The organism is Thalassomonas actiniarum (assembly GCF_000948975.2).
GTDB classification, from domain to species: Bacteria; Pseudomonadota; Gammaproteobacteria; order Enterobacterales; family Alteromonadaceae; genus Thalassomonas; species Thalassomonas actiniarum.
On sequence record NZ_CP059735.1, the window covers coordinates 668,674 to 694,786 of the forward strand.

The following is a 26,113-nucleotide window of genomic DNA, read 5'->3' on the forward strand; positions in this document are numbered from 1 at the left end:
TGAAAGTAATCTACGCTATGTAGATGAAAAAATATCTTTCTAATAAATGGGGCAAACATTTGGCTGTCTCTCTGGTTTTAGTGAGTTATTTACTTTTGCTTATATGGGGAAGGCAGGCACAAGCCCTTGATAAGTTAGCCGCCCGGTCACTGGAGCCAGGCATAGCATATAGCGGCATAGTGGGGGACCGGGACCGCTATTCTTTCTCTCTGGCTGCTTCCCAGGCAATTGTGTTGGAGGTTAGCCAGCCCAATACCGACGTCAAACTTGTTTTATCCGACAATTCTTTTTCTCCTGCTAAAGAGGTGTTTGCCGCCAGCATCCCGGCAAGAAGCTGGCTGCCGGAAAAAGTACTGGTCAGTGCCGAGCTTTGCAGTCGCTGTCTGCTGCAGCTTGCTCCCGTCAATAATGCCGACAAATCAGGTTCTTATACCTTAACGGCGATAAGTCTGTCTTCAGAGCTCCATCAGGGAGAAATTGATTTTGCTGCGGTTATGACCCGGGCGGCAATAACCTGGCTTAGAGTTGATGAACAGCAGGCAAACTTTGACCAGGTATTTAAGCTTTACCTCAAGGCCATTGCCTTGGCCGATAACTTCAGTGCCGTTAATAGCGAAATGAAAGGTGCCAAGATCAGAAGTTTATATCTGGCCTCCCAGGCGGCTCACTGGCTTGGTAATTACCAGGTGCAGCAGGAGTTTGTTACCCGGGTGATAGCGCTGAGTGAGAATGACCGGGATCAATACCGGTTAAACGCCACCTTCGATTTAGGGGTTATCGCTTATGAAAATAAACAATTTGAACACTCCACCCGTTATTTAACCCGGGCCCGGGAATTGGCGCAGCTGCAAGGGCATAAGTTAATGCAGGCGAAAATTTTAAGCCGCCTGGGATTGATTGCCGGGGGAGAAGGGCGCCAGGGGGAGGCCGGACAATATTTTGAACAGGCTTATCAGGTCTTTATTTCTTCGGGAGACTGGCGCAGCACGATTGAAGGTTTGATCAATCTTGGTTGGTCTCATCTTCATCACGGCAGCCTGGGATTGGCGCTTAATTATTATCACCAGGCAAGATCTTTTGCCGCCAAGGCGGAGTTGCCCAACCTGGAAGCCCAGGCGCTGATCGGCATAGGCAGCAGTTATGGACGGATGGGAGATATAGATCAGGCCATCCGTTTTGTTGATCAGGCATTAACCCAGAGTGTGAAATTTTCCTATGTCTTTTTCCATGCCCGGGCGCTCCAGGCGAAAGCGCAGATATTGTTAAATGCCGGTATGTTTGAGCTGGCCGGGGATGTCTTTGAAGAGGCATACCTGGCTTACGGCAAGGTAAATGCCGTGGCGGATCAAATCAATATCCGCTATTTCCTGGGTAAGGTACACAATAGTCTTGGCAGTTACGCCAAAGCGGAAGATTATTACCGGGAAGTACTGGCCTATGATAAGCAAACCGGCAATCACCTGGATATCGGCAGCGGTTATAACCGGCTGGCGGAAACGGCACTTGAGCAAAAGCATTATGCCCGGGCGCTGACCTATCAGCAGCAGGCTCTCGATTATTTACAGGATGCCGACGACAGTCATGTTAAAGGCCGACTTTATAGCCAGTCCGCCCTGGTATACTTTTTCAATGGCTTAACCCATGAGTCATCGGCCTACTTTCGCCGGGCCAGGCAGCTGCAGCAAGAACTCAAGGATTATGCAGGTTTGATCACCACAGGTTATCGTATGGCGATAGCTGAGGCGGTCAATGGCAATAAAAAACAGGCGGTGCAAGCGCTTGATCAGGTTATTGCCTATATCCAACAGCAGCAGCAACATGTCAGTCGCGGCGATCTCAGGCGCAGTTTTCTGGCGCAACAACAAAAAATCATCGGTCTGCAAATCGGGCTGATGCGCGATACCCGCTCGGATGCGCTTGAGACACTTGAGCTGTCGGAAATGTTCCGCTCGCAAACATTAAATGAATGGTTAAGGGATCTCAGCAAAGCCAAGCCTGTCCCCCCCGAGCTGGCAAAAAAACGGGCTCAGTTGCAGCAAACCCTGCAGTCGCAGGTTATCAGTTATCACCAGCTGGCGGATGCCGTCAGCCGGGAGCAGATCATTCGGGAAACGAGAAAAACCGCCTATCAGTTACAGCAGCTGGAAGCGGCCTTTCAAACGGGAAAAGCCGATGATAAACCCGGGGAAATTAAATCCGCGGATATCAGGCAAATACAGCAGGGCTTAGATTTAAACTCGCTGATTTTATATTTTGATACCAATGCCGGGGAAAGTTATTTATGGACGGTTGCTAAAAATAATATCGAGCTATATAGCCTGCCTTCGAACCAGGTGCTGTCCGATCAGGTGCTGGCGGTGTTGTTGCAGGTGCGTGACTCTCCGGGGAGTCAGCATAGTAATCGCAGCAGGCAGCAAAAACAGGCGATTAAGCAACTTTCCGATACTCTGTTTCTCGGCAAGGATATCCCGTGGCAGCAATATGATAATTTACTGATAGTCCCGGACGGTGCCTTGAACTACCTGCCGCTGTCAATGTTAACCCTGCCCGGGCAGGGGAGCTTAGTGGAAAGTAAGCAGGTCAGTTATATGCCTTCTTTGGGAGTATTGTCGCAGTTATTAAACCGTGAAGTGCAAAGCCGTGAGGGCAATAAAATTTTGCTGCTGGCCAACCCGGCAATGTTGCAAGCGGGTAACGCTGATGAAGAGTTTGCCCGGGTGCGGGTCGGATTTGAAACCGGCGAATTGCCCTATACCGAAAAAGAAGCGAATTCTATTATTGAAATTGCCGGCAACCGGGTATCCCTGTTAAGCCGGAAAAATGCCAGTAAAAGTCAGTTACGGGCCCAGGCGCTTGCAGACTATCAGATCATCCACTTTGCCACTCACGGCCTGGCCAGTACCGACGAACCTGCGCTGGCAGGCCTGGTACTTTCCAATGCCTTATCCGACGATAACTTGTTGCTGGCCCCTGAGATTATCAATCTTGATATCAATGCCGAACTGGTAGTGTTAAGCGGCTGTGAAACCGCCCTGGGCCGGTTGATTGACGGGGAAGGGCTGCAGGGACTGAGCCGGGTATTTTTTGAAGCGGGCACCAGGCGGGTGGTGGCCAGCTTGTGGTCGGTTCAGGATGATGCCACGGCGAAGCTGATGGGGGCGTTTTACCAGTTTTTGCTTAAAGAAAAAAAAGCCCCCGGGGAAGCGTTGCGCCTGGCCAAGCTGGAGGTAAAAAACTACCAGCGCAGGAACCGGCAAAAGCCCTGGAAAGACCCCTTCTATTGGGCCGGGTTTGTGTTGCAGGGGCCGGGAGGAGCCTGGTTTGACTGAATTGAGTGAAGCAGAAGTTGCCCGGGACCTGGTGGCGCGAATATTAAACGGCGAGCCGGCGGCAGAAACCGAGATGGTGCAGCGCTATAACCGGGGTCTTGTGTTTATGTTGAACCACAGGTCGAGAAACCGCGCCCTGGCAGAAGACCTGGCGCAGGAAACCTGGCGTATCGTCATTGAAAAAGTACGCGGCGGGGATCTTAAGGATCCGGCCAAGCTGGCGGCCTTTATTGTGCAGGTAGGTAAAAACCAGTTATTGATGATCTATCGGGGCAGCCATCATAAAAAAACCACCACGGAAGTTGATACCGAACAAACCCTGGATCCCGCCAGCCAGCCCCAGGTGATTATCGAACGCTATAACACCGCCTTGATTGTCAGGAAACTGGTGGATGAAATGAAAACGCCGCGGGACCGGGAGCTGATCCTGAGGTTTTATATTAAAGAAGAAGAGAAACAGCAAATTTGCCAGGATTTGGGCTTAAATGAGCTGCATTTTAACCGGGTATTGTTCAGGGCGCGCCAGCGGTTTAAGCAGCTTTGGAATGAATATGTCGAGGCCGGGGCCGATCCCTGATAAAAAATTTTGCCTGGGGTGGGATAACCGGCTCCCTGCCTGCACTAATATTGCGAAGTAAGTCCAAACCGGAGTGGAGGGCTATATGAAAACTGCCAGATTGGAAGAAGAACAGCTGATAGAAAGATATATTCTACGGCAAATGACAGAAGAAGAAGCCTCTGAATTTGAAGCTTTTTATTTGTCTAACCAGGAATGCCTGGATCAACTGGAATTAGCACAAAGGTTATTCCAGGGACTCGAAATGATTGCCGAAGCACCCGATGTTGCGCCTGAGCCTAAGGTTGTACAGATCAGCAGCCATAAAAGCTGGTGGCAGCGCCAGGTACCGGCCTGGTCATTGGCGGCAAGCCTGCTGTTAGCGATTTTGCCTTCGGGTTATCTCTATCATACGCTGTCGCAGCAAAGTTTCCCCGACAGTCATATTTCTGTCGTTAATCTGCCGTTGTCAGAGCTGCGGGGGGCCGAGCAGGCGATAACTATTAAACGCGATGATAAACAGGTGATATTGTCGGCCTATATAGATACCGACATCATAAATATGGACTTTCCCTTATACGGTTTTCAGTTAAGTAAAGGGGATGCAGAAGATCCGGTGTGGCAGCTTGAGGATTTGCAGTTAACCAGTGATGGTATGTTGTATATAGATTTAGGGAAAAATTACCTTCAAGCGGGTCGTTATCAATTTAACTTGTTCGGTCTCGAAGACGGTGAACGGCAAGTGTTACTTAAATCCGGGTTATTGGACGTAAGTCGTTAAGATTGAAGCTGTATGGCGGGTTATGACCGGTGACCCCTGCCGCCGATGGCGGCAGCTACTATGAAAGGTGCCTTAACCGGTACCAAGCGGAGGTTATATGTTAGTAAGAGCAGGTGTCAGGTCTGGCTGGTTCGATGATGTGATCCGGCATATGAGAAGGATCTTTGCACCCAGGACGCGCACAGAAACAAGCCGGGAAGAACTGGTCGAACGGCTGGATAAACTTGAGTTGCAAGTCACCATTTCCAATGATGCTGAACTCAGGGGGCAAAGTTTCAGGTTCAGGAAGGCGCGCGGTGCGAATCGAACCCTGGATATTGATATTGTCTTTGCCGGGGAAAGGCTGTATCGCAAGGAAAACAAAACCGAGTTGAGCGCCAACGGCAAAGAGATCAAGATTATTTATAATTTTCAATACGAAGATGATGACAAGCAACATAGCTTGATCATGTGGATCATAGATCCCGAAAGCCAATGGTTTTTTTATTTCCTTGAACATGACCAGCATCATGAACACCCGGAGGGGCACGAAGCCATGGTGTCCCAGGGGCATTCCGCTACGGGCGGCGGCGGCAGGGAATATTAACCGGGAGCTTAAAACCGCTGGCATTGTCACTGCTGTGGTTAGCTGCCGATCAGGCTTGCTTCCGGCTAAATCTTGCCTGGTCAATTCCCGCAGATGTTGACCGGCAGCCGGAGGCGGGACAAAGATATCAACAATTGCTGTTTTTGCGTGAGTTAATATACTGCCAGTTAAAATCAGTGCACTAATTTGGCGGAGCAGCAGGGGCCCTGTGCCATTACCACGCAATTTCGCTCTTGTTTTTGGCCTGGTAAAGGCAGGCATCCGCACGGCTGAGCACACTTTGGGGACTAAATGCCCGGGATGTAGCCAGTATTTTTCTGGCAAGGAGCAAACATTTTCTTAACGGAGAAAAAGCCGGGGCGATGACATTAAAAAATAATGAGTTGCGGGCTTTTTTCTATCGGCAAATGTCCGGCAAAACCCTGAATCAGCTTAATGCCTGCTGAACTGCCTTGACTTTTACCGGCAAAGGAAAGCCTCCCGGGCCTTATGCCTGCTCGCAGGATTTACCGGAAAAGCTCAATCGTCAGCCGGGCGCCCTTACTTATCTGCCCAGGGCCGGGTGACGGCAAAGATGAAAGTGGTATTCAGCTTTTCTCAGGGGGGATTTTCAGCTTGGCCGTTATTGTAAGTCTCCCAGGCCTGATTTTCGATATCTGTTCGCTCATCAGAGCCCGCTGTTGACATCTGCTGCCAGTATAAAGGGATATCCTGTCCGGTCATGTCATTGATGTATTCCTGTTTTTTATCTTTGTCGGGTTCGTTTAACATAAAGTCGATAAACTCATCGATTTCATTTTTGGCCAGGTTGCGGCCGAATTCGCCGTTAAAAACACCGTCGGCACGGTTGGCAAAATGCCGGGTTAGCTGGTTGCGGATCAACTCAGGTGTCGCATCGATAACGCCAAACAGCATATCTCCCTGCTCTTCTGCCAGGGCATTTATTTGCCAAAAAGCATTGTTAACGTCTTCATTTTCCATCCATGCCAGTTCGCTATCGAGTAAGTTTAAGATCTCGCCGTTATTGGCCAGAGTCGAAGTACGGGCATAGCTATTGCTGTAGCTCTGGTTGAGCTCTTGCCTGGATAAACGCTTTAGCGGGGCTTCGTTTTCAGCATAACTTGCTATCTTTTCTACTAATTCATCTCTGTGTTCTGCTTTTAGCTCTAACAAGGCCCCGGCAAGGCGATGAGATTGCTCGCTTGAGTCTGTGTCTTTATCGTTTTGGGTACGTATCCAGGCATCCGTGGTCAGTAGTTTGATCATGGTATTTTGATCTTTTTCGGCACTGATTTGATCTTTTAAGGTATAGACCTGCTGGTTTTCTTCATTACGTACTTTGTTGCCCAGTGCAGATTTAGTGACTAACTCCCTTATGCTGCTATCCGAGCGCAATAACGTTATCGTCTCCAATGCCTGGGGATGTTCGTATAAATCAATTTTTTCGGCGCTTTCACCGGCATCGCTTTCCGGTAATCCCAGTATCTGTTCCAGGCCGGTCGAGGTGATTTTAAGGTAGGCCTGTTGATCGGCTTCGCCCATATTCTTTAACTCGCCGAAGGTTTCAGCCAGCTGTTCTTTTGAAAACTGATAATGTTTCAATAAGCCTATGGTATCTTCAAGCATCGCCAGTCGGTTGCTGTCGAGCCGGCTGACCTCTTCCAGCGCCATGTAGGGATCGAATGCTGCCATATCCAGGCTTTTTTGTCCCGTCGGCTGGATTTTTCCGGCAATATCGCCGAGGTAATCCAATATTATTTCTTGTTCTTTTTTTTCGAAATCGCCAAGTTGACTGATGAGTTCGTTGCCCAGGGAAGTAGATACGCTGAGTACATTTAACAGCTGGGCCTGTTGCTCTTCATCATAACCGGCTAAATCATTAAGTAACTTGCGCGGCTCTTCGCTGTTATTCACCGCCATGATGAAATTATGCAGCTGGTTGTTGGCCGCTGAATTATTGGTGCCGCTGTTTTTTCCTTGAATATCATAGGTATCGTTGTTTGCCGGCGGCACTTTTTTCGAGAAATAGCTTGCTTGTGCCAATACCTGGCTGCGATCTTCACCGTCAAGTTCGCTCAGGGTTTCGGTAAATTTCTTGATGGATGAAGACTTTCCCGAAATGGACGTTTGTTGATGGCGTTCACTGGGGCTGGTGTGCAATGAAGTTGCAACGGAAACAAACTGATTGAGTTCTTCATCGCTGAGCTCCGCCGCCAGGGCAATAAAGTCACTGTCTAATAGCAGATCCTGATTCATTTTCAGCGACAGCTGTTGGTCCCTGTCCAACCTTTGCAATACCGTGTCTGCCTGCTGATTGGCAATACGAAGATTAAAGCCTGATTGATTCTGCGGACTGAGCAGGTTGTTCATAAAACCGCTGATATCCAGATGTAATGTGGCACTTTCCCGCTCACTCACCTGCGCTGTTGGTAAACTATAGCCGTCCAAATAACGTTTTCCAGCCTCATTGTCATCAAACACGGAACGCAGGCTGTAGCCGGGGGCCGGCGGTCTTTCATTCTCAGCGAGCACCGGAGTCTGCGGCAGCAGAAATGATGGCGGTTTGATGGTGGGAAATTTCATCGTGTATTCCGTTACTTGGTCCGTTAACTATGTTAACCGTATGTTATTATTTGTTATCGGCAATTGCTGTTATTTCTGCAGTAATAATTGATATTTATGTGTTAAATCAAGTAAAAACCCCCTGTGTTATTGTTTTTGTCTTTGGGTATAATCCCGGCTATCGTTTTCTTTCTTTTCAGTAAGCATTCAAAAGTATGAAGAATAATAGCCGTTTGCTCTCAACCTTTTCTGTATCGGCCCTTTTATGTGCTGTGTTTGTTCTCTTGAGTTTCAATCTCCGGGCATTTCAACTTGAGGCGGCAAAATTGCCTGAACGGGTTAATTCCAGCTTTGATATTTTACATTATGACGCCCGCCTGACGCCGGATCTGACCGAACAGTCGGTGTCAGGGCGAGTGATAGTGACGGCGAAAAAACTTACCGCTAAAAAGCAGTCGCTGGTGTTATCGGCGAAGTATAAAAAAGCCATTAAAGTCTCATCGGATGATGTCAAATTAAGTTATCAAATCCTTAAAGATGAGCTGGTGATAAATTTTTATTCACCGTTAACGGCGGGGCAAATCTTCTCTGTGGCCATTGACTATTATGCTGCCCCTAAGCGTGGCATGCGCTTTTATCCGGATCACATGTTTACGGTGTACCATACCGGCAACTGGCTGGTTTCCCATGCTAATATTGCCGATAAAGCCAGTTTCGATTTGACTTTGGTACATGATAAGGCACTCAAAACCATAGCTAATGGCCGCCTGGTTTCACAAAAGCCGGCCACGGCAGGAAAAATGCACAGCCACTGGCAGCAGCAAACGCCGATTCCCCTTTATACCTTTGGTTTTGCCCTGGGGGAGTTTCTGCAGCAAAGCACCGCTTATAATAACCAGGCGGTGAACTTCTTTTACCGCCCCGGGCAGCTTTCAGGCTTAAACCGGCAAAAAATTAAGGATGTTTTTGCCGATGTACCGGATATGGTGCGCTTTTTTGAAGAAAAATCCGCTACTGCCTTGCCCAACAAACAATACAGCTATGTAGTGGTGCCGGGAACTGTCGCCCAGGAAGCCGCCGGTTTTAGCATGGTGGGAGAAAAGTTTGCCCATACCGTGCTTGAAGAGCCGGGAGAAAATTGGTTTATTGCCCATGAGCTGGCGCATGAATGGTGGGGCAACAGTATTACCTGTGCCGGTTTCTCACATTTCTGGTTAAATGAAGGCCTGGTACAGTTTATGGTGGCGGCCTACCAGCAGCACCTTTTTGGCGAGCAGGCCTACCACAGGGAAGTCAAGCTTGCCCTGGCCCGGGTAAAGAAAACGGTAGCAAAAGGGCGTAATTCCCCCTTGGCCTTTGATACAGAAATTGCCGAGCAGGATATTAACCATAGCATTGTCTACAACAAAGGCGCACTGGTGTTTTATCTGCTCAGGGAAAAGTTGGGAGAGAAACATTTCTGGCAGGCGTTAAAAGCTTATAGCCTTGCTTTTGCTGGAAAATCTGTGGTGACGGATGATTTAAAGCGGGTTTTTGAGCAGGTCTCAGGCAGTAACCTCTCACCGTTTTTCCAACGCTGGGTTTATGGAGAAGAGATCCCCGTGATTAAACTCTGATAGGTTATCAGGCTTGCTATTTCGCCCGTTACGGGCAGCCAGAAGCTAAGTTTGGCTGTAAACTTAGCTTTATCTATTAAGGAGGTTAGCTGGCGCTGGCGATGACTTCCTGGCCAAAAGTGGACAGATATTTTAATAAATTATTAAGTTGCTCGCTCCCGGCTTTGTTTGTTTTTTCGAAATTAAAATTCAGGCCGACTTCACAGGCAAGCTCATGATTATCATAAGAATCTGCCTCATTTATTCTGACGACACGGCCTATTAAGGACTTGAACTCGACATCAAGCAATTCCACGTCTTCAAATTCGATCTTCAGGGTGAATTCGCCAAATAAGCGGATGTTGTCGTTGTAGGGAAGCCGTATTAATATGCCGGTTTGGCTGATATTCAGGGCTTCTGCGGCTAAAGCGCCTTGATCTGAATTTAAGATCAGCTTGTGCATGGGCAGGCAGGCATGGCGGGCACATTCTCGCCGGTCGCTGCCGTGCCAGGATTTTCTGATGGCTTCTTCCAGTTTTTCCGAAGAAAAGGGTTTGGTCAGGTAGTGATTGGCGCCGTTTTGTATGGCCCTTAAGACAAAGCTCCTTTCGCCGTGGGTAGTCATCATGATAAAGGGCATATCCTGAAACTTTGGCGTTTTTCTTATTTTTAGCAATAATTCTTCGCCGTTCATTTTTGGCATTTCCCAGTCGGAAATGATGATGTCGATTTTTTCCGTTGCCAGGACATTGATGGCATCTTTACCATCGCAAGCGTCAAATATCTTCTCGGCACCTAATTTATGCCGAAGTGCTTTATGCATTATTTTTCGCACTGTCGGGCAGTCATCGACCACCAGAAAGTTGATATTTCTCACTAGACCTCTCCTGTGTTCATTTTATTCTTCAGATAGAATATTTTAGTTAGCTTTTAAAAGATTGTCAGTCGCACTTTTTAAATTTATCTGGAGCTTAAGCTGTTGAAAGTTGTAAAAGGGGGGCTGTTTTTAATTTGTAACACATTGATTCTTAATGATCTTCTGATATTCGCGTCTGGTTGCGTCCTGCTTGCTTTGCCCGGTAAAGGGCGCTGTCGGCAGCCAGCATCAGTTGGGTTCTTTGGGTGGCCGATTTCGCCCGATAAATACTGGCGCCGGCACTGGCGGTCACAATATCGGCGATATCCGACGACGGGTGGGGGATATCCAGTGCGGCTATTGCCGGACAAATTTCCCTGATATGCCGGTTTAAGCTCTCCAGCTCCCCGTCTTCCTGGTAAAAGACCATCAGGAATTCTTCCCCGCCAAAGCGTACCACCAGGTCATTTTCATTTCTTCTTTGGGACAGTAAGTCAGCGGATACCGCCATCAGGCATTGATCACCTACCAAATGCCCCAGGCTGTCGTTATAACGCTTGAAATAGTCTATATCGAGTATGACCAAGGCTAACAAGCCGCCATTGTCATCGGCTTTTGCCATTAACTGGTTGAGTTTTTCATCGAAACCGTGGCGGTTATAGAGCCCGGTGAGCTGATCTGTCAGTGCTAATTTTTTCAGCAGGGAATGGCTAAAGTAGTCATTTTTGGTTTTACGGTCATTGTTCCAGCTGTGCCAACTGCCGGCGAGATTAAAAATCCCCAGGTAGACGGCGCCATAGACCAGCTTTTCATGCGGCCACTCCAGGCCATAAGCTAGCAGCAGGTAACCAAGGGAGATCAGTATGCCGCACCAGGATTTATGTTTTTGGAAGAAGCCGGGGATGATGTAGAGAACAAAGGTATACAGCAATAAGCCGTCAACCCGCAGGTTATGGCCTATTTGACTGTACTGGTAGATATTATAGAGAATGCTTATACCGATAAAAAAAGCGGTGATAAAACACCAGAAATCGAACCTTTTAATAAGCTCATCAGAATAACAGCAATAATAGAGCCAGGCTAACGGAGGAAAAGTTAATATTGCCCTGGACCATAAGATATTGGCGGTAGCCGGATGTTGCCAGCCAAGAAACAACAGATCCCAAATCATAAAAATAAACAGCACCACCAGGGTCAGTATGATGGCAGAGCGTTTGGCATCCTGCTGGCTGTTATTGTAATTAAGTAAAAAGTCCTGCTCATTCAGGGCTTTTTGATCAGATTTCTTATTCATATTTATGTTTATAACATTTTGCTTACCCGGGCAGAAGTAATTATTTTCCCCGATGGGATTCTTCCATTTTCATCCGGGATCATCAGTATAGCGGCTGTGGTAAACAGGGATTGGCTGGTCTTTGCGTTATGCCTTGATCCAGATCATACAAAGAAAGATAAGCGCTTTTATTCAAGTCTTGCTGATAATATAGTACAACTGGAACTAAGTATGTGTTTTCAAAAGGAAGTTAAATGTTTCTGCAGTTATCGATAGCTCAAAAAATTCATGCGGTATTGGTTGGTATTGCCCTGGTACTTTTAAGTGCGACCATTTTTTTCTTTTACCACGATGAAAAGGATTTAGCGGAAGGTTTTGTGACCCAAAACCTGGAAAGTACGGCACTGAATTATTTTGATTCCGTTAATATCATGATGTTAACCGGGACCATTGCTAACCGGAAAATCATCCAGGATAAGATACTTACCCAGGAAGGCATAGTGGAAGCACGTATTATCCGGGCTCCTAAAGTGGTGGAGATGTTCGGTGAAGGATTTGGCGATCAAAGCGCCACCACGGAATTTGAACGCCAGGGCCTGGCGGGAATAAAGGCCTTTAATTCGATTGAGCGCGACGGCAAGCCGATGAAAGAATTTATTATGCCGATGCGCGCCAGTGAAAACTATCGCGGCACCGACTGTTTAGCCTGCCACCAGGCCAAGGAAGGTGACATTTTAGGCGCGGTAAAACTCACTTATGATTTGTCCAAGGTTGAAGAAGACATTACCGAATCAATCATCCATGCGGCTTTGATACAGCTGGTCTTGACCATTATAGGCTTTGTCCTGCTCAGCTTTGCCCTGACCCGGCTGGTGTTGTTCCGCTTGAAACGCTTATGTAAGACCATTAAAAGCGTTGAGAAAAACCTTGATTTAAACCAGGATATCAAAGTGCATCGCCAGGACGAACTCGGCGCAGTCAGCCAGGCGCTGAACAGTATGATGGCTAAATTCAAGGAAAGTTTTTTGGCAATCTCCGAAGCGAACCAGCAGCTTATCGGCTCGGCCACCCAGGTGGATGAGATTTCCACCTTGACCCGGGAGGCGGTCCTGAGCCAGAAAAACGGTACCGATTCGGTGGCCGCAGCGATCAATGAGCTGGATGCTTCCGCCAATGAAGTGCAGCAAAATACCCAAAGTGCCGCCGATAAGTCGGTATCCGCCAATGAAAGGGCATCGCAAGGCTTACAACTGGTCACCGCCGCCAGTGCCGGCATCAACCAGTTACGGGATCAAGTGCTGGATAATACCCGGATGATCACCGAGTTAAACGAGAAAACCAAAGAGGTAGGCACGGTACTGGATGTGATCACCGGTATCGCCGAACAAACCAATTTGCTGGCCCTGAATGCGGCAATAGAGGCGGCCAGGGCAGGAGAGCAGGGGCGTGGTTTTGCCGTGGTTGCCGATGAAGTACGTTCGCTGGCGCTGCGTACCCGGGAGTCAACCGAACAAATCAAGGCTACCCTGGACAGCTTGCAGCGGGAGTCGGGTAATGCGGTGACTTCTATGAATGAAGTGAGCGAACTGGCCCATGAAAAAGCGGAAGATGTGATTAATGTTGCCGATTTACTCAATGAGATCACCGGGCAAATCAAAGAGCTGGATGATTTAAATTGTCAGATTGCCAGCGCCGCCCAGCAGCAAAATGTTGCCGCCGATGAGATCAATGTTAATGTGGTGCATATCAGTGATGTCGCAGAGCAGTCCAGCGAGGATGCCATCAGGGGTAAGCAGGTCAGTGAACATCTGCTGGAATTGGCCTACGCCTTAAATAAACAATTATCTAAATTTAAGCTGTAACGGAGAATTTTCGGGCTCCGGATAAAACAAAAGCCTCTGCAGACAGGGGCTTTTGTTGCTCTATGTGTGGCTAAATATTGAGGTTGATTGCCTTTTCCCTGGCTTATTGCCTTCAAGATGTTAGCTGTTCACATATTGGTTTTCTTATTAATAATATCTGTCTTCCCGATTATGAGCCTGAGGATCTTCGATGATTTCCTCAAAATCGACTTCAAAGCTGTTGTTGTTTTCAGTATCAGCCATATAAATAGTACGGGTAGAGCCATCGATCCAGGTGACTGTGCCACTGCCCTTTTTGCTGCCGCACTTCATGCCTATATGAATATCTTTAAATTCCATTGCTCCTCCTTGTTCGTTGGTACACAACAGGTATACCTGCTTAGATTGTTTTAAATGAAATTAGTTCAATAATTGACCACGACCAAGTTTGAAATGCAACATAAGTTGTGGTTTTTTTAAGCAGTCAACTCTTAAGTATAGAGTAAAATAATCTCAGGTCTAGCCTTTATGACAATCTTATTAAGGTTCAAAGACCTGGCCCAGTACGCATGCCCGGCAGGCACCGGTTACTGCCGGGACGTTGCCGGGGATTTTTTTATCAAAAGCAAAAGCCAGCCAGGCAAAGGCCATGGCTTCAAGGGCATCGCTGTCGATATTGAGGGTGTCGCTTTGTGCAAGGCTAAAACCTGTTAACCGGGCGGAGAGCAGTCTGGTCAAGTAGCTGTTTTGGCAGCCGCCGCCACAGAGATATACGGTGCCACTCTGGCTTAATGCCTTTATGTCATTGGCAATGGAGTCGGCGGTGAGTGCCGTCAGGCTTGCCTGGACATCGCTGGCGCTGAGCGCAAATGAAGTTAACTTCTGAGCGAGCCAGTTTTGATGGAAGTGTTCCCGGCCGGTGCTTTTCGGGGCCGTTTTTTGAAAGTGGTCATCGTCAAGCAATGCCGTCAGTAACTTTTCATTGACCTGACCGGAAGCCCCCCACCGGCCATCATCGTCATAACGCCCCTGATGATGTTGCTGGTACCAGCTGTCTAGCAGGGCATTGCCCGGGCCGGTATCAAATCCGAGCAGGGTTTTATCCTTGTTGCCGGGTAAATAGGTGATGTTGGCGATGCCGCCGATATTGACGACAAAAATATCTTGTGTGCTATCTGGAAACAGTGCCTGGTGAAAAGCGGGGACTAACGGGGCCCCCTGACCGCCAAGCGCCATGTCTTTACGCCGGAACTGGCCAATCACCCGGATACCGGTTAATGTTGCCAGGATTTGGCTACAGCCTATCTGCAGGGTAAAAGGATCCTTGAGCCCCGGACGGTGGCGTATGGTCTGGCCATGATTGCCGATGGCAATAATGTCTTTCGGGTTGAGTTTTTCCCGGGTTAAGAAAGCGGAAATGGTATCGGCGAACATTTGCCCTAAAGAGACATCTAAAGCAAAAGCCCGGTCAATTTCATTGCTGCCCGGGACATATAAAGCCATGATCTGTTCGCGGATATCTTGCCGGTAAGCCTGATAATATTTAGCTGCCAGCCGGGGAGACTCATGGTTAAAGTCTACTAACGCCAAGTCTATACCGTCGGCACTGGTACCCGACATCAGGCCGATATAGAACTTAGCTTGGCTCATGTTTGTTAGTTTTCCGTGGCTTGCATTGCCAGTAATGCCTGCCTGGAGCCGTCAAGCTCTGCCAGGCGTTGTTTGGATACTTGTGCGAATTCATTTTTATATTTTTTCGCGATCGGCTGGGCATCCGGCAACTTCACCGTACGCGGATTGCGGTGGACGCCGTTAACCAGGAATTCATAATGCAGATGCGGTGCCTGCGACATGCCGGTGGAACCGACATAACCTATGACTTGTCCCTGCTTGACCCGCTGGCCTTTTTTCACCTTATGTTTGGAGAAATGCAGATATTTCGTGACGATACCGTTGCCGTGCTGAATAAAGACGTAATTACCGTTGAACTTGTTATAGGTGGCATGGGTGACCCGGCCATTGCCCGCGGCGACTACCGGGGTACCTCTTTTCGCCGCATAGTCGGTGCCGTTATGAGACTTCCAGCGCTTTTGGATCGGGTGGAAACGTTTGCGTTTAAAGTTGGAGCTGATGTATTTAAAATTCACCGGCGCCCGTAAAAATGCCTTGCGCATGCTGTTGCCGTCCGGAGAATAGTATTCGCCGTCTTTAAAGCGTATTGCCTGGAAGGCCTCATTCTGATTGACAAATTCAGCGGCTAAAATATTGCCTGTGCCGATATATTCGCCGTCGACATATTGTTTTTCATACACGACATGAAAACTGTCGCCGGAGCGGATATCCATGGCAAAGTCGATATCCCAGCCAAAAATGTTGGCTAAATTGACGATTTGCCCGTCAGTCATACCGGCACTTGCCGCGGTATGCCAGAAACTGCTGGAAATTATGCCGTTGGCCATGGTTTCGCGTATTTCCACTTCTTTGACATCTGTAGTGGCGTGGTAGCTATCGTCTTTTAATGTTACTGCTAAAGTCTTGATTTTCGAGAGCGGATATTCAAGCGCCACTAAAGTGCCGTTATCATCACTGCCCAGGCGTAAATTGTCGCCGACCTTAATTTTTTTCAGTAGCTTAGTATTTTTTCCTTTGGCGTTGATGATTTTATGGGTGACCGAAGCACCGTATCCGGCACGTTTCAATATTTTTGCCAGGGAATCGCCGTTGCGTACTTTGGCCGTCTGCCAGGAAATTTTTGCTGTTTGCGCCTCGGCGGCTGTTGTATGTTTCGCCGGTAAAGCTTGTTCTTGAGGTAAAAACGGGCCTACGCTGCCGGCAGGATAAAGGCTTGCAGCCGTAGTCGTTGTCTCCGGCGCTTTAGGGGGCCGGGCTTGTGTTATTTGGTTTTGATCGCTGACATTATTTTCAGCCGTTGCCCTGGTTTTTGTCTGGCTTTTTTCTGAAGGGGCTGAACTGACCAGCTCTAATTCCTGGCCGGGTACATTCACCTGGTAACGTTTGCCTACCTGCAGGGCATTAGCGTTGTTTTGGCGGCTGGCGGTGGCTTTTTCTGAGGGTACGAACAAGACCAGCATTAAAATAATACTGAAGGAGCTAATAATAACTTTGTGTTTCTTGGGGAGTTCTAAATACAAATTCTTTATATTATTCAAGAGATTACTGCTTCGTCTGTTGTTCGTTCACTATCCTGTAATCCTAACTATACCAAAAAATAACGAAGGAAACAGCTATAGGGTTTTATCCTAGGGGGAAATTGCAGTAGAATTCGCCAACTATTTTGTAATTAAACACCATGTGGAGCCGAGTAAATGACAGATGTCAGCCAGGCGTTTGCGGAGATAAAACGCGGCGCAGAAGAAATCTTGCTGGAAGATGAATTATTAGAAAAATTAAAGCAAGGTAAGCCGTTAAAGATCAAAGCAGGATTTGATCCGACGGCGCCGGATCTGCATTTAGGTCATACCGTGCTTATCAATAAACTTCGCCAGTTCCAGCAATTAGGTCATGAAGTGATCTTTTTGATCGGTGATTTCACCGGCATGATCGGCGATCCTACCGGCAAAAACGTTACCCGTAAGCCGTTAAGCCAGGATGACGTGCTGGCCAATGCCGAAACCTATAAAGAGCAGGTGTTTAAAATTCTGGATCCGGCAAAAACCCGGGTAGAGTTTAACTCCACCTGGATGGAGCCGCTTGGCGCCGCAGGTATGTTAAAGCTGGCTTCACGGCAAACCGTGGCCCGTATGATGGAGCGCGACGATTTTAAAAAGCGTTATGCCGGCGGCCAGGCGATTGCCATTCACGAGTTTATGTACCCTCTGGTGCAGGGCTGGGATTCTGTGGCGCTGGAAGCGGATGTGGAGTTAGGCGGTACCGATCAGAAGTTTAACCTCTTGATGGGGCGTGAGCTGCAAAAGGGCGAAGGACAAAGACCGCAAACCGTACTGATGATGCCGTTGCTGGAAGGTTTGGACGGGGTGCAGAAAATGTCTAAGTCTTTGGGTAACTATATCGGCATTACCGATACGCCTAACGATATGTTTGGCAAGATCATGTCGATTTCCGATGATCTGATGTGGCGTTATTACCAGTTATTAAGCTTTAAGCCGTTGGAGCACATCGAGGGCTTGAAAACCAAAGTGGCCGAAGGTGCCAATCCCCGTGATGTAAAAATTGAGTTGGCGAAAGAGCTGATCGCCCGTTTTCATGACGAAGCCGCTGCCGAAGGTGCGCACCAGGAATTTATTAACCGTTTCCAAAAAGGCGCCTTGCCGGATGATATGCCGGAATTAACCATAGCAGCTGCCGACGGTGGTGTGATTGCCATTGCCAACTTGCTTAAAGAAGCCGGTCTGGTGAGCAGTACTTCTGAAGCCATGCGTATGATTAAGCAAGGCGCAGTGAAAATTGACGGTGAAAAGGTCTCGGATAATAAACTGACCATCACCGCAGGAAGTGAAGCCGTGTACCAGGTAGGTAAGCGTAAGTTTGCCAAGGTAACCTTAGCGTAATCAGCATAAGTGCTCTTCTCTTAACATTTTTATTTGTAGAAAAGCCGGTTCATTTGCCTGAATCGGCTTTTTTTTGTTCTTGATCAAGCTCTGCTGTTTTATCAATAGCCGCCATTGTTATTTGTTGATCCATATCATATTCGCCATCAGGTGACTCTATACACTGTGACATATTGTCGCAGTTGCTTCATTTTACCGTGATTTATTTTGCTGAACCTCAGGTGAAATAAAAACAAAAAATGTTGATGAACAGGGTGCTGTTAATCTGATGTTGAACTCTTTTTTTGTGAACAGGCTAATGACCTTACTCTTGAGCGTTATTGCCTTATTAAGTTTTTCCCTGCCGGTGCAGGCATTATTTGTTAGCCCGCCAAAAGCGCCCGAGCCTATTATCAAGCAACTTTTCCCGGAAGCAACCAGCATAGGTGAAAAATCCGGTGAACCTCCGGTTTGGAAAATATTAAAAGGCGAACAAGTTTTAGGTTATGCCTTTGAAACCAATGATATTGCCAGGATCCCGGCCTATTCAGGCGAGCCGGTCAATATGCTGGTGGCCTTTGATGCTGAAGGGGTTTATTTAGGGGCTAAAGTGCTTGAGCACCATGAACCCATCATCCTTGCCGGAATTCCCGAGTCTAAATTATATGAGTTTGCGGATCAGTATACCGGTTTAAATGTCAGTCAGCGCCTGAAAGTCGGTGGCAATCAAAAAGATGACATGATCCATCTCGACGGTTTATCCGGTGCTACCGTGACCGTAATGGTGATGAATGTGGCCATTACCAAGTCGGCCACTAAAGTGGCGCGCTCGTTAGGCATTATCGAGGAAAGTGATGAAATCAAACAGCCGATGGCGACCTTGCTGGAAGATGTTTATGCACAGGCAAACTGGCAACAGCTTACCGGCGACGGCTCTATCAGAAAGCTCTATCTGGACCGGGCCAGGGTAGATCAGGCCTTTGTCGGCACAGAAGCCGAGCATATCGACGAAGCCACAGCAGAGCAAAAAAAGGATATGTTCGCCGAGGTGTATTTTGCCCAGCTCGATATTGAAAACATCGGCCGCAACGTTTTGGGTGATCAGGAATATGCCTGGTTAAAAGAAGAACTTAAGCCGGGGGAGCATGCGCTGATCCTGATGGGCAACGGCTATTCCTTTAAAGGTTCGGGTTATGTGCGCGGCGGCATCTTTGACCGTATCCAGTTGCTGCAAAGTGATGAAGCCATTGCTTTTCGCGATCTCGACCATCACAGGATCACGGATATTACCATCGCAGGTGCGCCGGATTTCAGTGAAAAGTCGATCTTTATTATCCGCGAGCACGAAGAGTTTAATCCCGGTGTCGACTGGCAGTTGGAGCTGTTGGTGCGCCGTCAAACGGGACCTGTCGACAGTATTTTTACCAGCTTTAAGGGCGATTACAGCACTTTGGACAAATATGTGCACCGCCCGCCCGTGGTGTTGCCTGAGCCCGAATTAACCCTTACCCAGCAAGTGTGGCAGGAGCACAGTCTGGAGGTCACTGTTTTACTGGGCTTGATGGCGGTATTGCTGGCGACCTTATTCTTCCAGGATGTGTTGGTGCGCCACCCGAGCTTTTTGCATAATTTCCGCCATGGCTTTCTGGTGGTGACCGTAGTCTTTATCGGCTGGGTTTGGGGCGGGCAGCTGTCCGTGGTTAATGTCTTCACCTTTTTACAGGCCTTTATGAGTAATTTTTCCTGGGATCTGTTCCTGCTCGACCCGGTGATCTTTATCCTCTGGATTGCCGCCGCCGTGACCATTTTGTTGTGGGGACGCGCCGTGTATTGTGGCTGGTTATGTCCTTTCGGCGCCCTGCAGGAGTTACTCAATGTCTTTGCCCGCTATATCAAGATACCGCAAGTCGAATTGCCGTTTGCTGTTCATGAGCGCTTGTGGGCGATTAAGTATTTAATTTTATTGGCACTGTTTGGGCTGTCGCTGGACTCTTTGGCCCTGGCCGAGCAGTTTGCCGAAATCGAACCTTTTAAAACCACCTTCTTATTGAAGTTTGACCGCCAGTGGCCTTTTGTTTTCTGGGCTGTTTTCTTGCTGGTGATCAATTTATTCAACCGTAAGTTTTTCTGTCGCTATTTGTGCCCGTTGGGCGCGGCCTTGTCTACCAGCAACAGCATCAGGTTATTTAACTGGCTTAAGCGCCGCCCGGAATGCGGCCAGCCTTGTAAAACCTGTGCCAAAGAATGCGAAATTCAGGCGATTTATCCCGATGGCACCATTAATATGCGGGAGTGCCATTACTGCCTGGATTGCCAGATCACTTACTTTAACGAGCAAAAATGTCCGCCGTTGAAAAAGCGGGCACGTAAGCAACGTCAATATAAAGAAAACCAGATAGAAGCCGTCACTGTCACCGCCGAATAAGCGAAGAAGGTGATAGTCAGCTTGATATTTATAAATTATAAGTCACTGGAGAACCATGATGAGCAATGAAGATACCCAGGTAAATGAAACCCAGGTTGAAAATGAAGACAGACGTAAGTTTTTTGGCAAAACCGCCCTTTTAGGTGCCGGTGCCGTTGCTGCCCCGATGACGGCGACTATGTTTGCCTCTATGGCCAAGGCGCAGGCCAGTGAAGTGGCCAACAGCCCGGTTATCCACCCCGGTGAACTCGATGAATATTATGGTTTCTGGAGTGGCGGTCATTCCGGTGAAGTACGCATTTTGGGCATTCCTTCCATGCGTGAACTGATGCGTATTCCTGTGTTTAATACCGACAGCGCCACAGGTTGGGGTCTGACGGATGAAAGTAAGCGCATCAAAGGCGACAGCGCCCATTTGCATGCCGGTGATTCTCATCACCCCCATATGAGTATGCAAGACGGCCGCTATGACGGTAAATATGTCTTTATCAATGATAAGGCCAATACCCGGGTTGCCCGTATCCGCTGTGATGTGATGAAAACCGATAAAATGCTTACTGTGCCTAATGTCCAGGCCATCCACGGTTTGCGGGTACAAAAGGTGCCTTATACCAAGTATGTGATCTGTAACGGTGAGTTTGAGATCCCCATGAACAATGACGGCAAGTCATCTTTAGAAGACGTCGGCAGCTACCGCTCATTGTTTAATGTTATTGATGCCGAGAGCATGGAAGTGGCGTTCCAGGTCATGGTAGACGGTAACCTGGATAATACCGATGCCGACTATGACGGCAAGTATTTCGCTTCCACCTGTTATAACTCGGAAATGGGCATGAACCTGGGGGATATGATCTCCTCGGAGCGCGACCATGTGGTGGTCTTTAACCTGGCCCGTTGTGAAGCGGCGGTAAAAGCCGGTAAGTTTAAGACTTATAACGGTAACAGTATTCCGGTACTGGACGGCCGCAAAGGTTCAAAACTGACCCGCTACATTCCTGTGCCTAAGTCGCCACACGGCATGAATACTTCCCCGAACGGTAAGTACTTTGTCGCCAACGGTAAGTTATCGCCGACGGTTTCCGTGATCGAAATAGCCAAGCTGGATGACTTGTTTAACGACAAAATCAAGCCGCGTGATGCTATCGTTGCCGAGCCTGAATTAGGTTTAGGGCCGCTGCATACCGCCTTCGATAATAAAGGTTATGCTTATACGACCCTGTTCCTGGACAGCCAGATTGCCAAGTGGAATGTAGAGGATGCTATTGCTGCCCATAACGGCAAAAAAGTGAACTACATCCGTCAGAAGCTCGACGTGCACTATCAGCCGGGTCATAACCATACTTCTGCCGGTGAAACCCGGGATGCCGATGGTAAGTGGCTTATTTCACTGTGTAAGTTCTCAAAAGACAGATTCCTGCCGGTAGGTCCGCTGCGTCCTGAAAATGACCAGCTGATCGATATTTCCGGTGATGAAATGAAGCTGGTACATGACGGCCCGACTTTTGCCGAGCCCCATGACTGTATGATAGTGCACCGCAGTAAAGTGAAGCCGAAAAAACTCTGGCCGCGTACCGATCCGATTTTTGCCGAAACCATTGCCATGGCAAAACGTGACGGTGTAGATGTTTATACCGACAACAAGGTGATTCGCGACGGCAAAAAAGTGCGGGTTTATATGACTTCGATCGCACCGACTTACGGCATGAATGAGTTCAAGGTAAAACTGGGTGATGAAGTTACTGTTGTGGTAACCAACCTGGATCAGGTGGAAGATGTAACTCACGGTTTCTGTATGACCAATCACGGGGTACAGATGGAGATCGGGCCGCAGGCGACGGCTTCTATTACCTTCACCGCCGACAAACCCGGCGTGCAATGGTACTACTGTAACTGGTTCTGTCATGCGCTGCACATGGAAATGCGTGGCCGTATGCTGGTAGAAGCTTAATCTTTGATTGAGCGGCAAGGCAGGACGCTGCCTTGCCTTTTTCATTTGTGCTTTTCATTTTCGTAGATAGAGAGCGCAGGCAAAACGCAAATGAAAAAGGCAACTAACCAGCTGAATATGAGCACTATGAAGATAACCGGCAAACATTTACTGATAAACAGGGAAAGTATGGGTAAAAAAGTGATTTATTTCCTGCTTGCACTCCTGATGCCTTTGCTGTCAGGGCAAGGGGTGGCGAAGGAATGGCAGCTATCGCCTGGGGACAATTTACAACAGCAATTAAACCTGAGTGCTGACGGAGATGTCTTGCTGCTGGCTCCGGGTACCTATACCGGTAACTTTGTTATCGAAAAAGCGATCCGGCTGTCGGGAGTTGAAGGGGCGGTGATCGATGCCGGGGGGCAGGGCAATGCCATTACCATTAAAAGTTCCGGCATCACCATAGAAAACTTGTCCATTATCAACTGGGGAGACGATCTGACCGCCCAGAACGCCGGTATTTATTCCGACAAGGCCACCAATAAGTTAACGATACAAAACAACCGCTTAAAAGGCGACGGTTTTGGTATGTGGCTGCAAAAAAGCCAACATCTTAGCGTGTTGAACAATACCGTTGAAGGTAACCCGGACATACGTTCGGCGGACCGGGGCAATGGCATCCAGCTCTCTTCCATCAAGCATGCCGAAGTGCGCGGTAATACCATCTTTCATACCCGGGACGGCCTTTATATTATTTCCAGCCAGGACAACCTGATCAAAGGCAATACCATGCATGACCTGCGTTACGGCGTGCATTATATGTACTCCCACAGCAATAAGGTGATCAACAATCTGGCGCACAGGACCCGGGCGGGGTATGCCCTGATGAGTTCCCGCAACCTGGAGGTACTGGGCAATACCAGCCGCAACAGCGAAGATTACGGTTTTTTAATGAATTTTATTACCTCTTCGCAAATTAAAAACAATGTGATTGAGAAAGTCTGGACCAAGCCGGAAAACAAGGTGCTGGGACGGGACGGAAAAGGTTTGTTTGTTTATAACTCTGCCTACAACACCATCTCGGGTAATAAGGTCGAGTCGGCGGAAATCGGTATTCATCTCACGGCGGGGTCGGAAAATACTAAGGTGTACGGCAACAGCTTTATTGATAATCCTACCCAGGTGAAATATGTCTCCAATAAAAAGCAGGAATGGAGTCAGGAAGGTCAGGGGAACTTCTGGAGCAATTATCTCGGCTGGGATATGGACGGCGACAACATCGGCGATACCGTGTTTGAGCCGAACGACGGCATAGATAAACTGATCTGGCAATATCCGGAAATGAAGATCCTGATGGACAGTCCGGCGGTATTGATTTTGCGCTGGGTGCAGCGCCAGTTTCCGGTGTTAAAACCGCCGGGCATTAAAGACAGCTTTCCGTTAATGTTACCGCCGGTGCCGGCAAAGGAGCGCCGGGTAACCGACTCAGCTACAACATCGCCGCAGCTGGCTGCTGCGGCATCAGGAAATAATTATCATGAATAAAGCACCATTGGTTTCTTTATCCGGGGTCAGCAAAAGCTACCCCAAACTCACCGCACTGGACAATGTCTCTATGGAGCTGAACCAGGGAGAAGTACTGGGGCTGTTCGGCCATAACGGCGCCGGTAAAACCACTATGATGAAGCTGATCCTCGGGGTCATTTCCCCGAGTAAGGGCCAGGTACAGGTAATGGGCATGGCGCCGGACTCAAAAGCGGCCTGGCACAGCCGCGCCAAGGTCGGTTACCTGCCGGAAAATGTCAGTTTTTACGAGCACCTGACCGGGCTGGAAGTGCTGACCTATTTCGCCCGCCTCAAAGGCCTGGATAAAAAAGACGCCCTGGCGTTAATCGAGCAAGTGGGTATTACCCATGCCATGAAACGCCAGGTGAAAACCTACTCCAAAGGGATGCGCCAACGGCTGGGCCTGGCCCAGGCATTTATCGGTGCGCCTAAGTTATTATTGCTGGACGAACCTACCGTAGGTTTAGATCCCATTGCCACCGCGGAGTTTTACCAGACGGTGGACCAGCTGAAAAACCAGGGCACCAGTATTATCTTATGCTCCCATGTTTTGCCCGGGGTCGAACAGCATATTGACCGGGCGATCATCTTGTCATCGGGTAAAATGCTGGCCATGGGCACCCTGGCCCAGCTACGCCGGGATGCCAATCTGCCGGTGGCCATTAAGCCTTGCGGACTTAACGGCGCGGTGCGCGAAGATGCCAAACTGATGGCTTATTTAACCGATCCGTCCGGGGCTAATGAGCAGACCTTATATGTGCCGGAGCAGGACAAACTGGCGATCCTCAGGCAATTACTCGCTTATGAACATTTAACCGATGTTAAGGTGGAAGCCGCCAGTCTGGAGCAGGTGTATCAACATTATTTAAGCGGCGCCCACAAGCTAACCAGTAGAGAGAAACGGTCATGAGACAAATATTTACCGTAGCCAACAAAGAATTCCATGACGGTTTAAGAAACCGCTGGTTTATTTCCATTACCTTGATTTTTGCGCTGTTGTCTGTGGGATTAACTTATTTTGGCGCCGCTGCCTCCGGCACCACAGGAGTTACTTCGTTATCGACAACCGTGGCCAGTTTATCCAGTTTGGCGGTATTTTTAATTCCGCTGATTGCCTTGCTGGTGAGTTATGACAGTTTTGTCGGCGAGCAGGAAGGCGGCACTTTATTATTGCTGCTGACCTATCCGCTAAGTAAAAGCCAGCTATTGCTGGGAAAATTCCTCGGGCAAGGCAGCATCATTGCCCTGGCCACTTTTTTAGGGTTCGGTACCTCGGCGGTGCTGCTTTATATCAATCTCGGTAGCAGCGAGCTGGTGGCAACCTTTGCCGTGTTCATCACCAGTGCGGTTTTGCTTGGCCTGAGTTTTACCGCTATTGCCTATATCTTAAGTTTACTGGTGAGTGAAAAATCCAAGGCCGCCGGACTGGCGCTCATTGTCTGGTTTTTATTTGCCCTGGCCTTTGATCTGGTGATGCTGGCGCTCCTGGTGGGCATTGAAGAGGGTTTAAGCCAGCAGGGTTTAACCCAGCTGATGATGCTTAACCCTTCGGATATTTTCCGCCTGGTGAACCTGGCGGGCCTGGACAGCACGGATGTTAACGGTGTGCTGGCGGTGGCGATCAATGCCAGTATGGGACAGGGGGTTTTGTTCGGCCTGCTACTGCTTTGGGTGGTGTTGCCGTTATCTGTGGCGATTGCTATTTTTAGGAAAAAGAAATTATGAAAAAATTATTTAGCTCAGGTTTATCGGTATTTTTGTCCCTGTTTTTGCTGGCTTCCTGCGGCGGGGATGACAAGCAGCTGGCGATGGTACAAAAAGCGGTGGCAATTGAAAGCGGTGAGGAATGCCATTTATGCGGCATGATCATCTCTAACTTTGCCGGGCCAAAGGGTGAGTTATACCGTAAGGAGCAGCAAAATACCGTGCATAAGTTTTGCTCCACCCGGGATATGTTCAGTTATTACCTGGATCCGGAAAACCAGCGCAATGTCAGTGTCATGTATGTTCATGATATGAGTAAAATGCCCTGGGAAGCCCCCGATGACGGTTACTTTATCGATGCCAAAAGCGCCTGGTTTGTTGCCGGTTCAAACAAGACCGGTGCCATGGGTAAAACTTTGGCCAGCTTCAGCAAGCAGGAAGATGCCCGGACCTTTGCCAAAGCATACGGCGGTAAGGTGATTAACTTTGAACAGGTCAAGTTAGCCGTCCTGATGTGATCACTTGCCGGGAAGTTGATAGCAAACGAAATGCTTCCCGGCCCCCTCTTGTAATTTTCTCTGTTAAGGTTAGGCTAGGCTTATTT

General features: G+C 48.5%; 20 protein-coding genes. 13 read left to right on the forward strand and 7 right to left on the reverse strand.

Annotated elements, in window-relative coordinates:
* The first annotated feature begins 23 nt into the window (after positions 1–23).
* The 4 genes from SG35_RS02920 to SG35_RS02935 all read left to right on the forward strand — a co-directional run bounded on the left by SG35_RS02920 (position 24) and on the right by SG35_RS02935 (position 5,252).
* Complete coding sequence (locus SG35_RS02920) at positions 24–3,329, forward strand: CHAT domain-containing tetratricopeptide repeat protein (RefSeq protein WP_044834992.1); 3,306 nt, start codon at positions 24–26, stop codon at positions 3,327–3,329.
* On the forward strand, positions 3,322–3,906 hold the full coding sequence (locus SG35_RS02925) for an RNA polymerase sigma factor (protein ID WP_053043319.1): 585 nt from the start codon (positions 3,322–3,324) through the stop codon (positions 3,904–3,906). Before SG35_RS02920 ends, SG35_RS02925 begins: the two co-directional genes overlap by 8 nt.
* Before the next feature lie 85 nt (positions 3,907–3,991).
* Positions 3,992–4,666 (forward strand): hypothetical protein, encoded by a 675-nt coding sequence (locus SG35_RS02930; RefSeq protein WP_044834991.1) that lies wholly within the window; start codon positions 3,992–3,994, stop codon positions 4,664–4,666.
* A 97-nt stretch (positions 4,667–4,763) separates the two neighbouring features.
* Positions 4,764–5,252 carry a hypothetical protein gene (locus tag SG35_RS02935; RefSeq protein ID WP_044834990.1) on the forward strand — a complete coding sequence of 163 codons (489 nt, stop codon included), beginning with the start codon at positions 4,764–4,766 and terminating at the stop codon, positions 5,250–5,252.
* Between the two features lie 597 nt (positions 5,253–5,849).
* Here the strand turns inward: SG35_RS02935 and SG35_RS02940 are convergent.
* Entirely contained in the window at positions 5,850–7,835 is a 1,986-nt protein-coding gene (locus SG35_RS02940) for a hypothetical protein (RefSeq protein WP_044834989.1), read from the reverse strand.
* A 263-nt stretch (positions 7,836–8,098) separates the two neighbouring features.
* On the opposite strand from SG35_RS02940, the gene SG35_RS02945 reads away from it, so the two are divergent.
* Complete coding sequence (locus SG35_RS02945) at positions 8,099–9,430, forward strand: M1 family metallopeptidase (protein WP_274055320.1); 1,332 nt, start codon at positions 8,099–8,101, stop codon at positions 9,428–9,430.
* An 85-nt stretch (positions 9,431–9,515) separates the two neighbouring features.
* Here SG35_RS02945 and SG35_RS02950 read toward each other — a convergent pair whose 3' ends face one another.
* Both SG35_RS02950 and SG35_RS02955 read right to left on the reverse strand, forming a co-directional pair.
* On the reverse strand, positions 9,516–10,286 hold the full coding sequence (locus SG35_RS02950; RefSeq protein WP_053043318.1) for a response regulator: 771 nt from the start codon (positions 10,284–10,286) through the stop codon (positions 9,516–9,518).
* Positions 10,287–10,437: 151 nt separating this feature from the next.
* Complete coding sequence (locus SG35_RS02955) at positions 10,438–11,559, reverse strand: GGDEF domain-containing protein (protein WP_053043317.1); 1,122 nt, start codon at positions 11,557–11,559, stop codon at positions 10,438–10,440.
* Positions 11,560–11,792: 233 nt separating this feature from the next.
* Between SG35_RS02955 and SG35_RS02960 the strand changes: the two genes are divergently transcribed.
* Positions 11,793–13,400 (forward strand): methyl-accepting chemotaxis protein, encoded by a 1,608-nt coding sequence (locus SG35_RS02960; protein ID WP_044834987.1) that lies wholly within the window; start codon positions 11,793–11,795, stop codon positions 13,398–13,400.
* Between the two features lie 147 nt (positions 13,401–13,547).
* Here the strand turns inward: SG35_RS02960 and SG35_RS02965 are convergent, their stop codons facing one another.
* The 3 genes from SG35_RS02965 to SG35_RS02975 all read right to left on the reverse strand — a co-directional run bounded on the left by SG35_RS02965 (position 13,548) and on the right by SG35_RS02975 (position 16,549).
* A complete protein-coding gene (locus SG35_RS02965) occupies positions 13,548–13,739 on the reverse strand; it encodes a hypothetical protein (protein ID WP_044834986.1) in 192 nt (63 codons plus the stop codon).
* A gap of 180 nt (positions 13,740–13,919) precedes the next feature.
* On the reverse strand, positions 13,920–15,029 hold the full coding sequence (locus SG35_RS02970) for an anhydro-N-acetylmuramic acid kinase (protein WP_044834985.1): 1,110 nt from the start codon (positions 15,027–15,029) through the stop codon (positions 13,920–13,922).
* Positions 15,030–15,034: 5 nt separating this feature from the next.
* Complete coding sequence (locus SG35_RS02975) at positions 15,035–16,549, reverse strand: peptidoglycan DD-metalloendopeptidase family protein (RefSeq protein ID WP_053043316.1); 1,515 nt, start codon at positions 16,547–16,549, stop codon at positions 15,035–15,037.
* A 156-nt stretch (positions 16,550–16,705) separates the two neighbouring features.
* Between SG35_RS02975 and tyrS the strand changes: the two genes are divergently transcribed.
* The gene (tyrS, locus tag SG35_RS02980) at positions 16,706–17,908 is read left to right on the forward strand and encodes a tyrosine--tRNA ligase (RefSeq protein ID WP_044834984.1); all 1,203 of its coding nucleotides are present in this window, start codon (positions 16,706–16,708) and stop codon (positions 17,906–17,908) included.
* A gap of 49 nt (positions 17,909–17,957) precedes the next feature.
* Here tyrS and SG35_RS02985 read toward each other — a convergent pair whose 3' ends face one another.
* On the reverse strand, positions 17,958–18,080 hold the full coding sequence (locus SG35_RS02985; RefSeq protein ID WP_269082198.1) for a hypothetical protein: 123 nt from the start codon (positions 18,078–18,080) through the stop codon (positions 17,958–17,960).
* Positions 18,081–18,206: 126 nt separating this feature from the next.
* On the opposite strand from SG35_RS02985, the gene nosR reads away from it, so the two are divergent.
* The 6 genes from nosR (at position 18,207) to SG35_RS03015 (ending at position 26,027) form a co-directional block, all read left to right on the forward strand.
* Complete coding sequence (gene nosR, locus SG35_RS02990) at positions 18,207–20,312, forward strand: transcriptional regulator NosR (protein ID WP_044835027.1); 2,106 nt, start codon at positions 18,207–18,209, stop codon at positions 20,310–20,312.
* Positions 20,313–20,367: 55 nt separating this feature from the next.
* Positions 20,368–22,260 (forward strand): TAT-dependent nitrous-oxide reductase, encoded by a 1,893-nt coding sequence (gene nosZ, locus SG35_RS02995; RefSeq protein WP_044834983.1) that lies wholly within the window; start codon positions 20,368–20,370, stop codon positions 22,258–22,260.
* Positions 22,261–22,428: 168 nt separating this feature from the next.
* The gene (locus tag SG35_RS03000; protein ID WP_044835026.1) at positions 22,429–23,784 is read left to right on the forward strand and encodes a nitrous oxide reductase family maturation protein NosD; all 1,356 of its coding nucleotides are present in this window, start codon (positions 22,429–22,431) and stop codon (positions 23,782–23,784) included.
* Positions 23,777–24,715, forward strand: a complete 939-nt coding sequence (locus SG35_RS03005) for an ABC transporter ATP-binding protein (protein WP_044834982.1) — start codon at positions 23,777–23,779, stop codon at positions 24,713–24,715. The genes SG35_RS03000 and SG35_RS03005 overlap by 8 nt, the downstream gene beginning before the upstream one ends.
* Positions 24,712–25,530, forward strand: a complete 819-nt coding sequence (locus tag SG35_RS03010; RefSeq protein WP_044834981.1) for an ABC transporter permease — start codon at positions 24,712–24,714, stop codon at positions 25,528–25,530. The genes SG35_RS03005 and SG35_RS03010 overlap by 4 nt, the downstream gene beginning before the upstream one ends.
* The gene (locus SG35_RS03015; RefSeq protein ID WP_044834980.1) at positions 25,527–26,027 is read left to right on the forward strand and encodes a nitrous oxide reductase accessory protein NosL; all 501 of its coding nucleotides are present in this window, start codon (positions 25,527–25,529) and stop codon (positions 26,025–26,027) included. Before SG35_RS03010 ends, SG35_RS03015 begins: the two co-directional genes overlap by 4 nt.
* Positions 26,028–26,113: the final 86 nt, after the last annotated feature.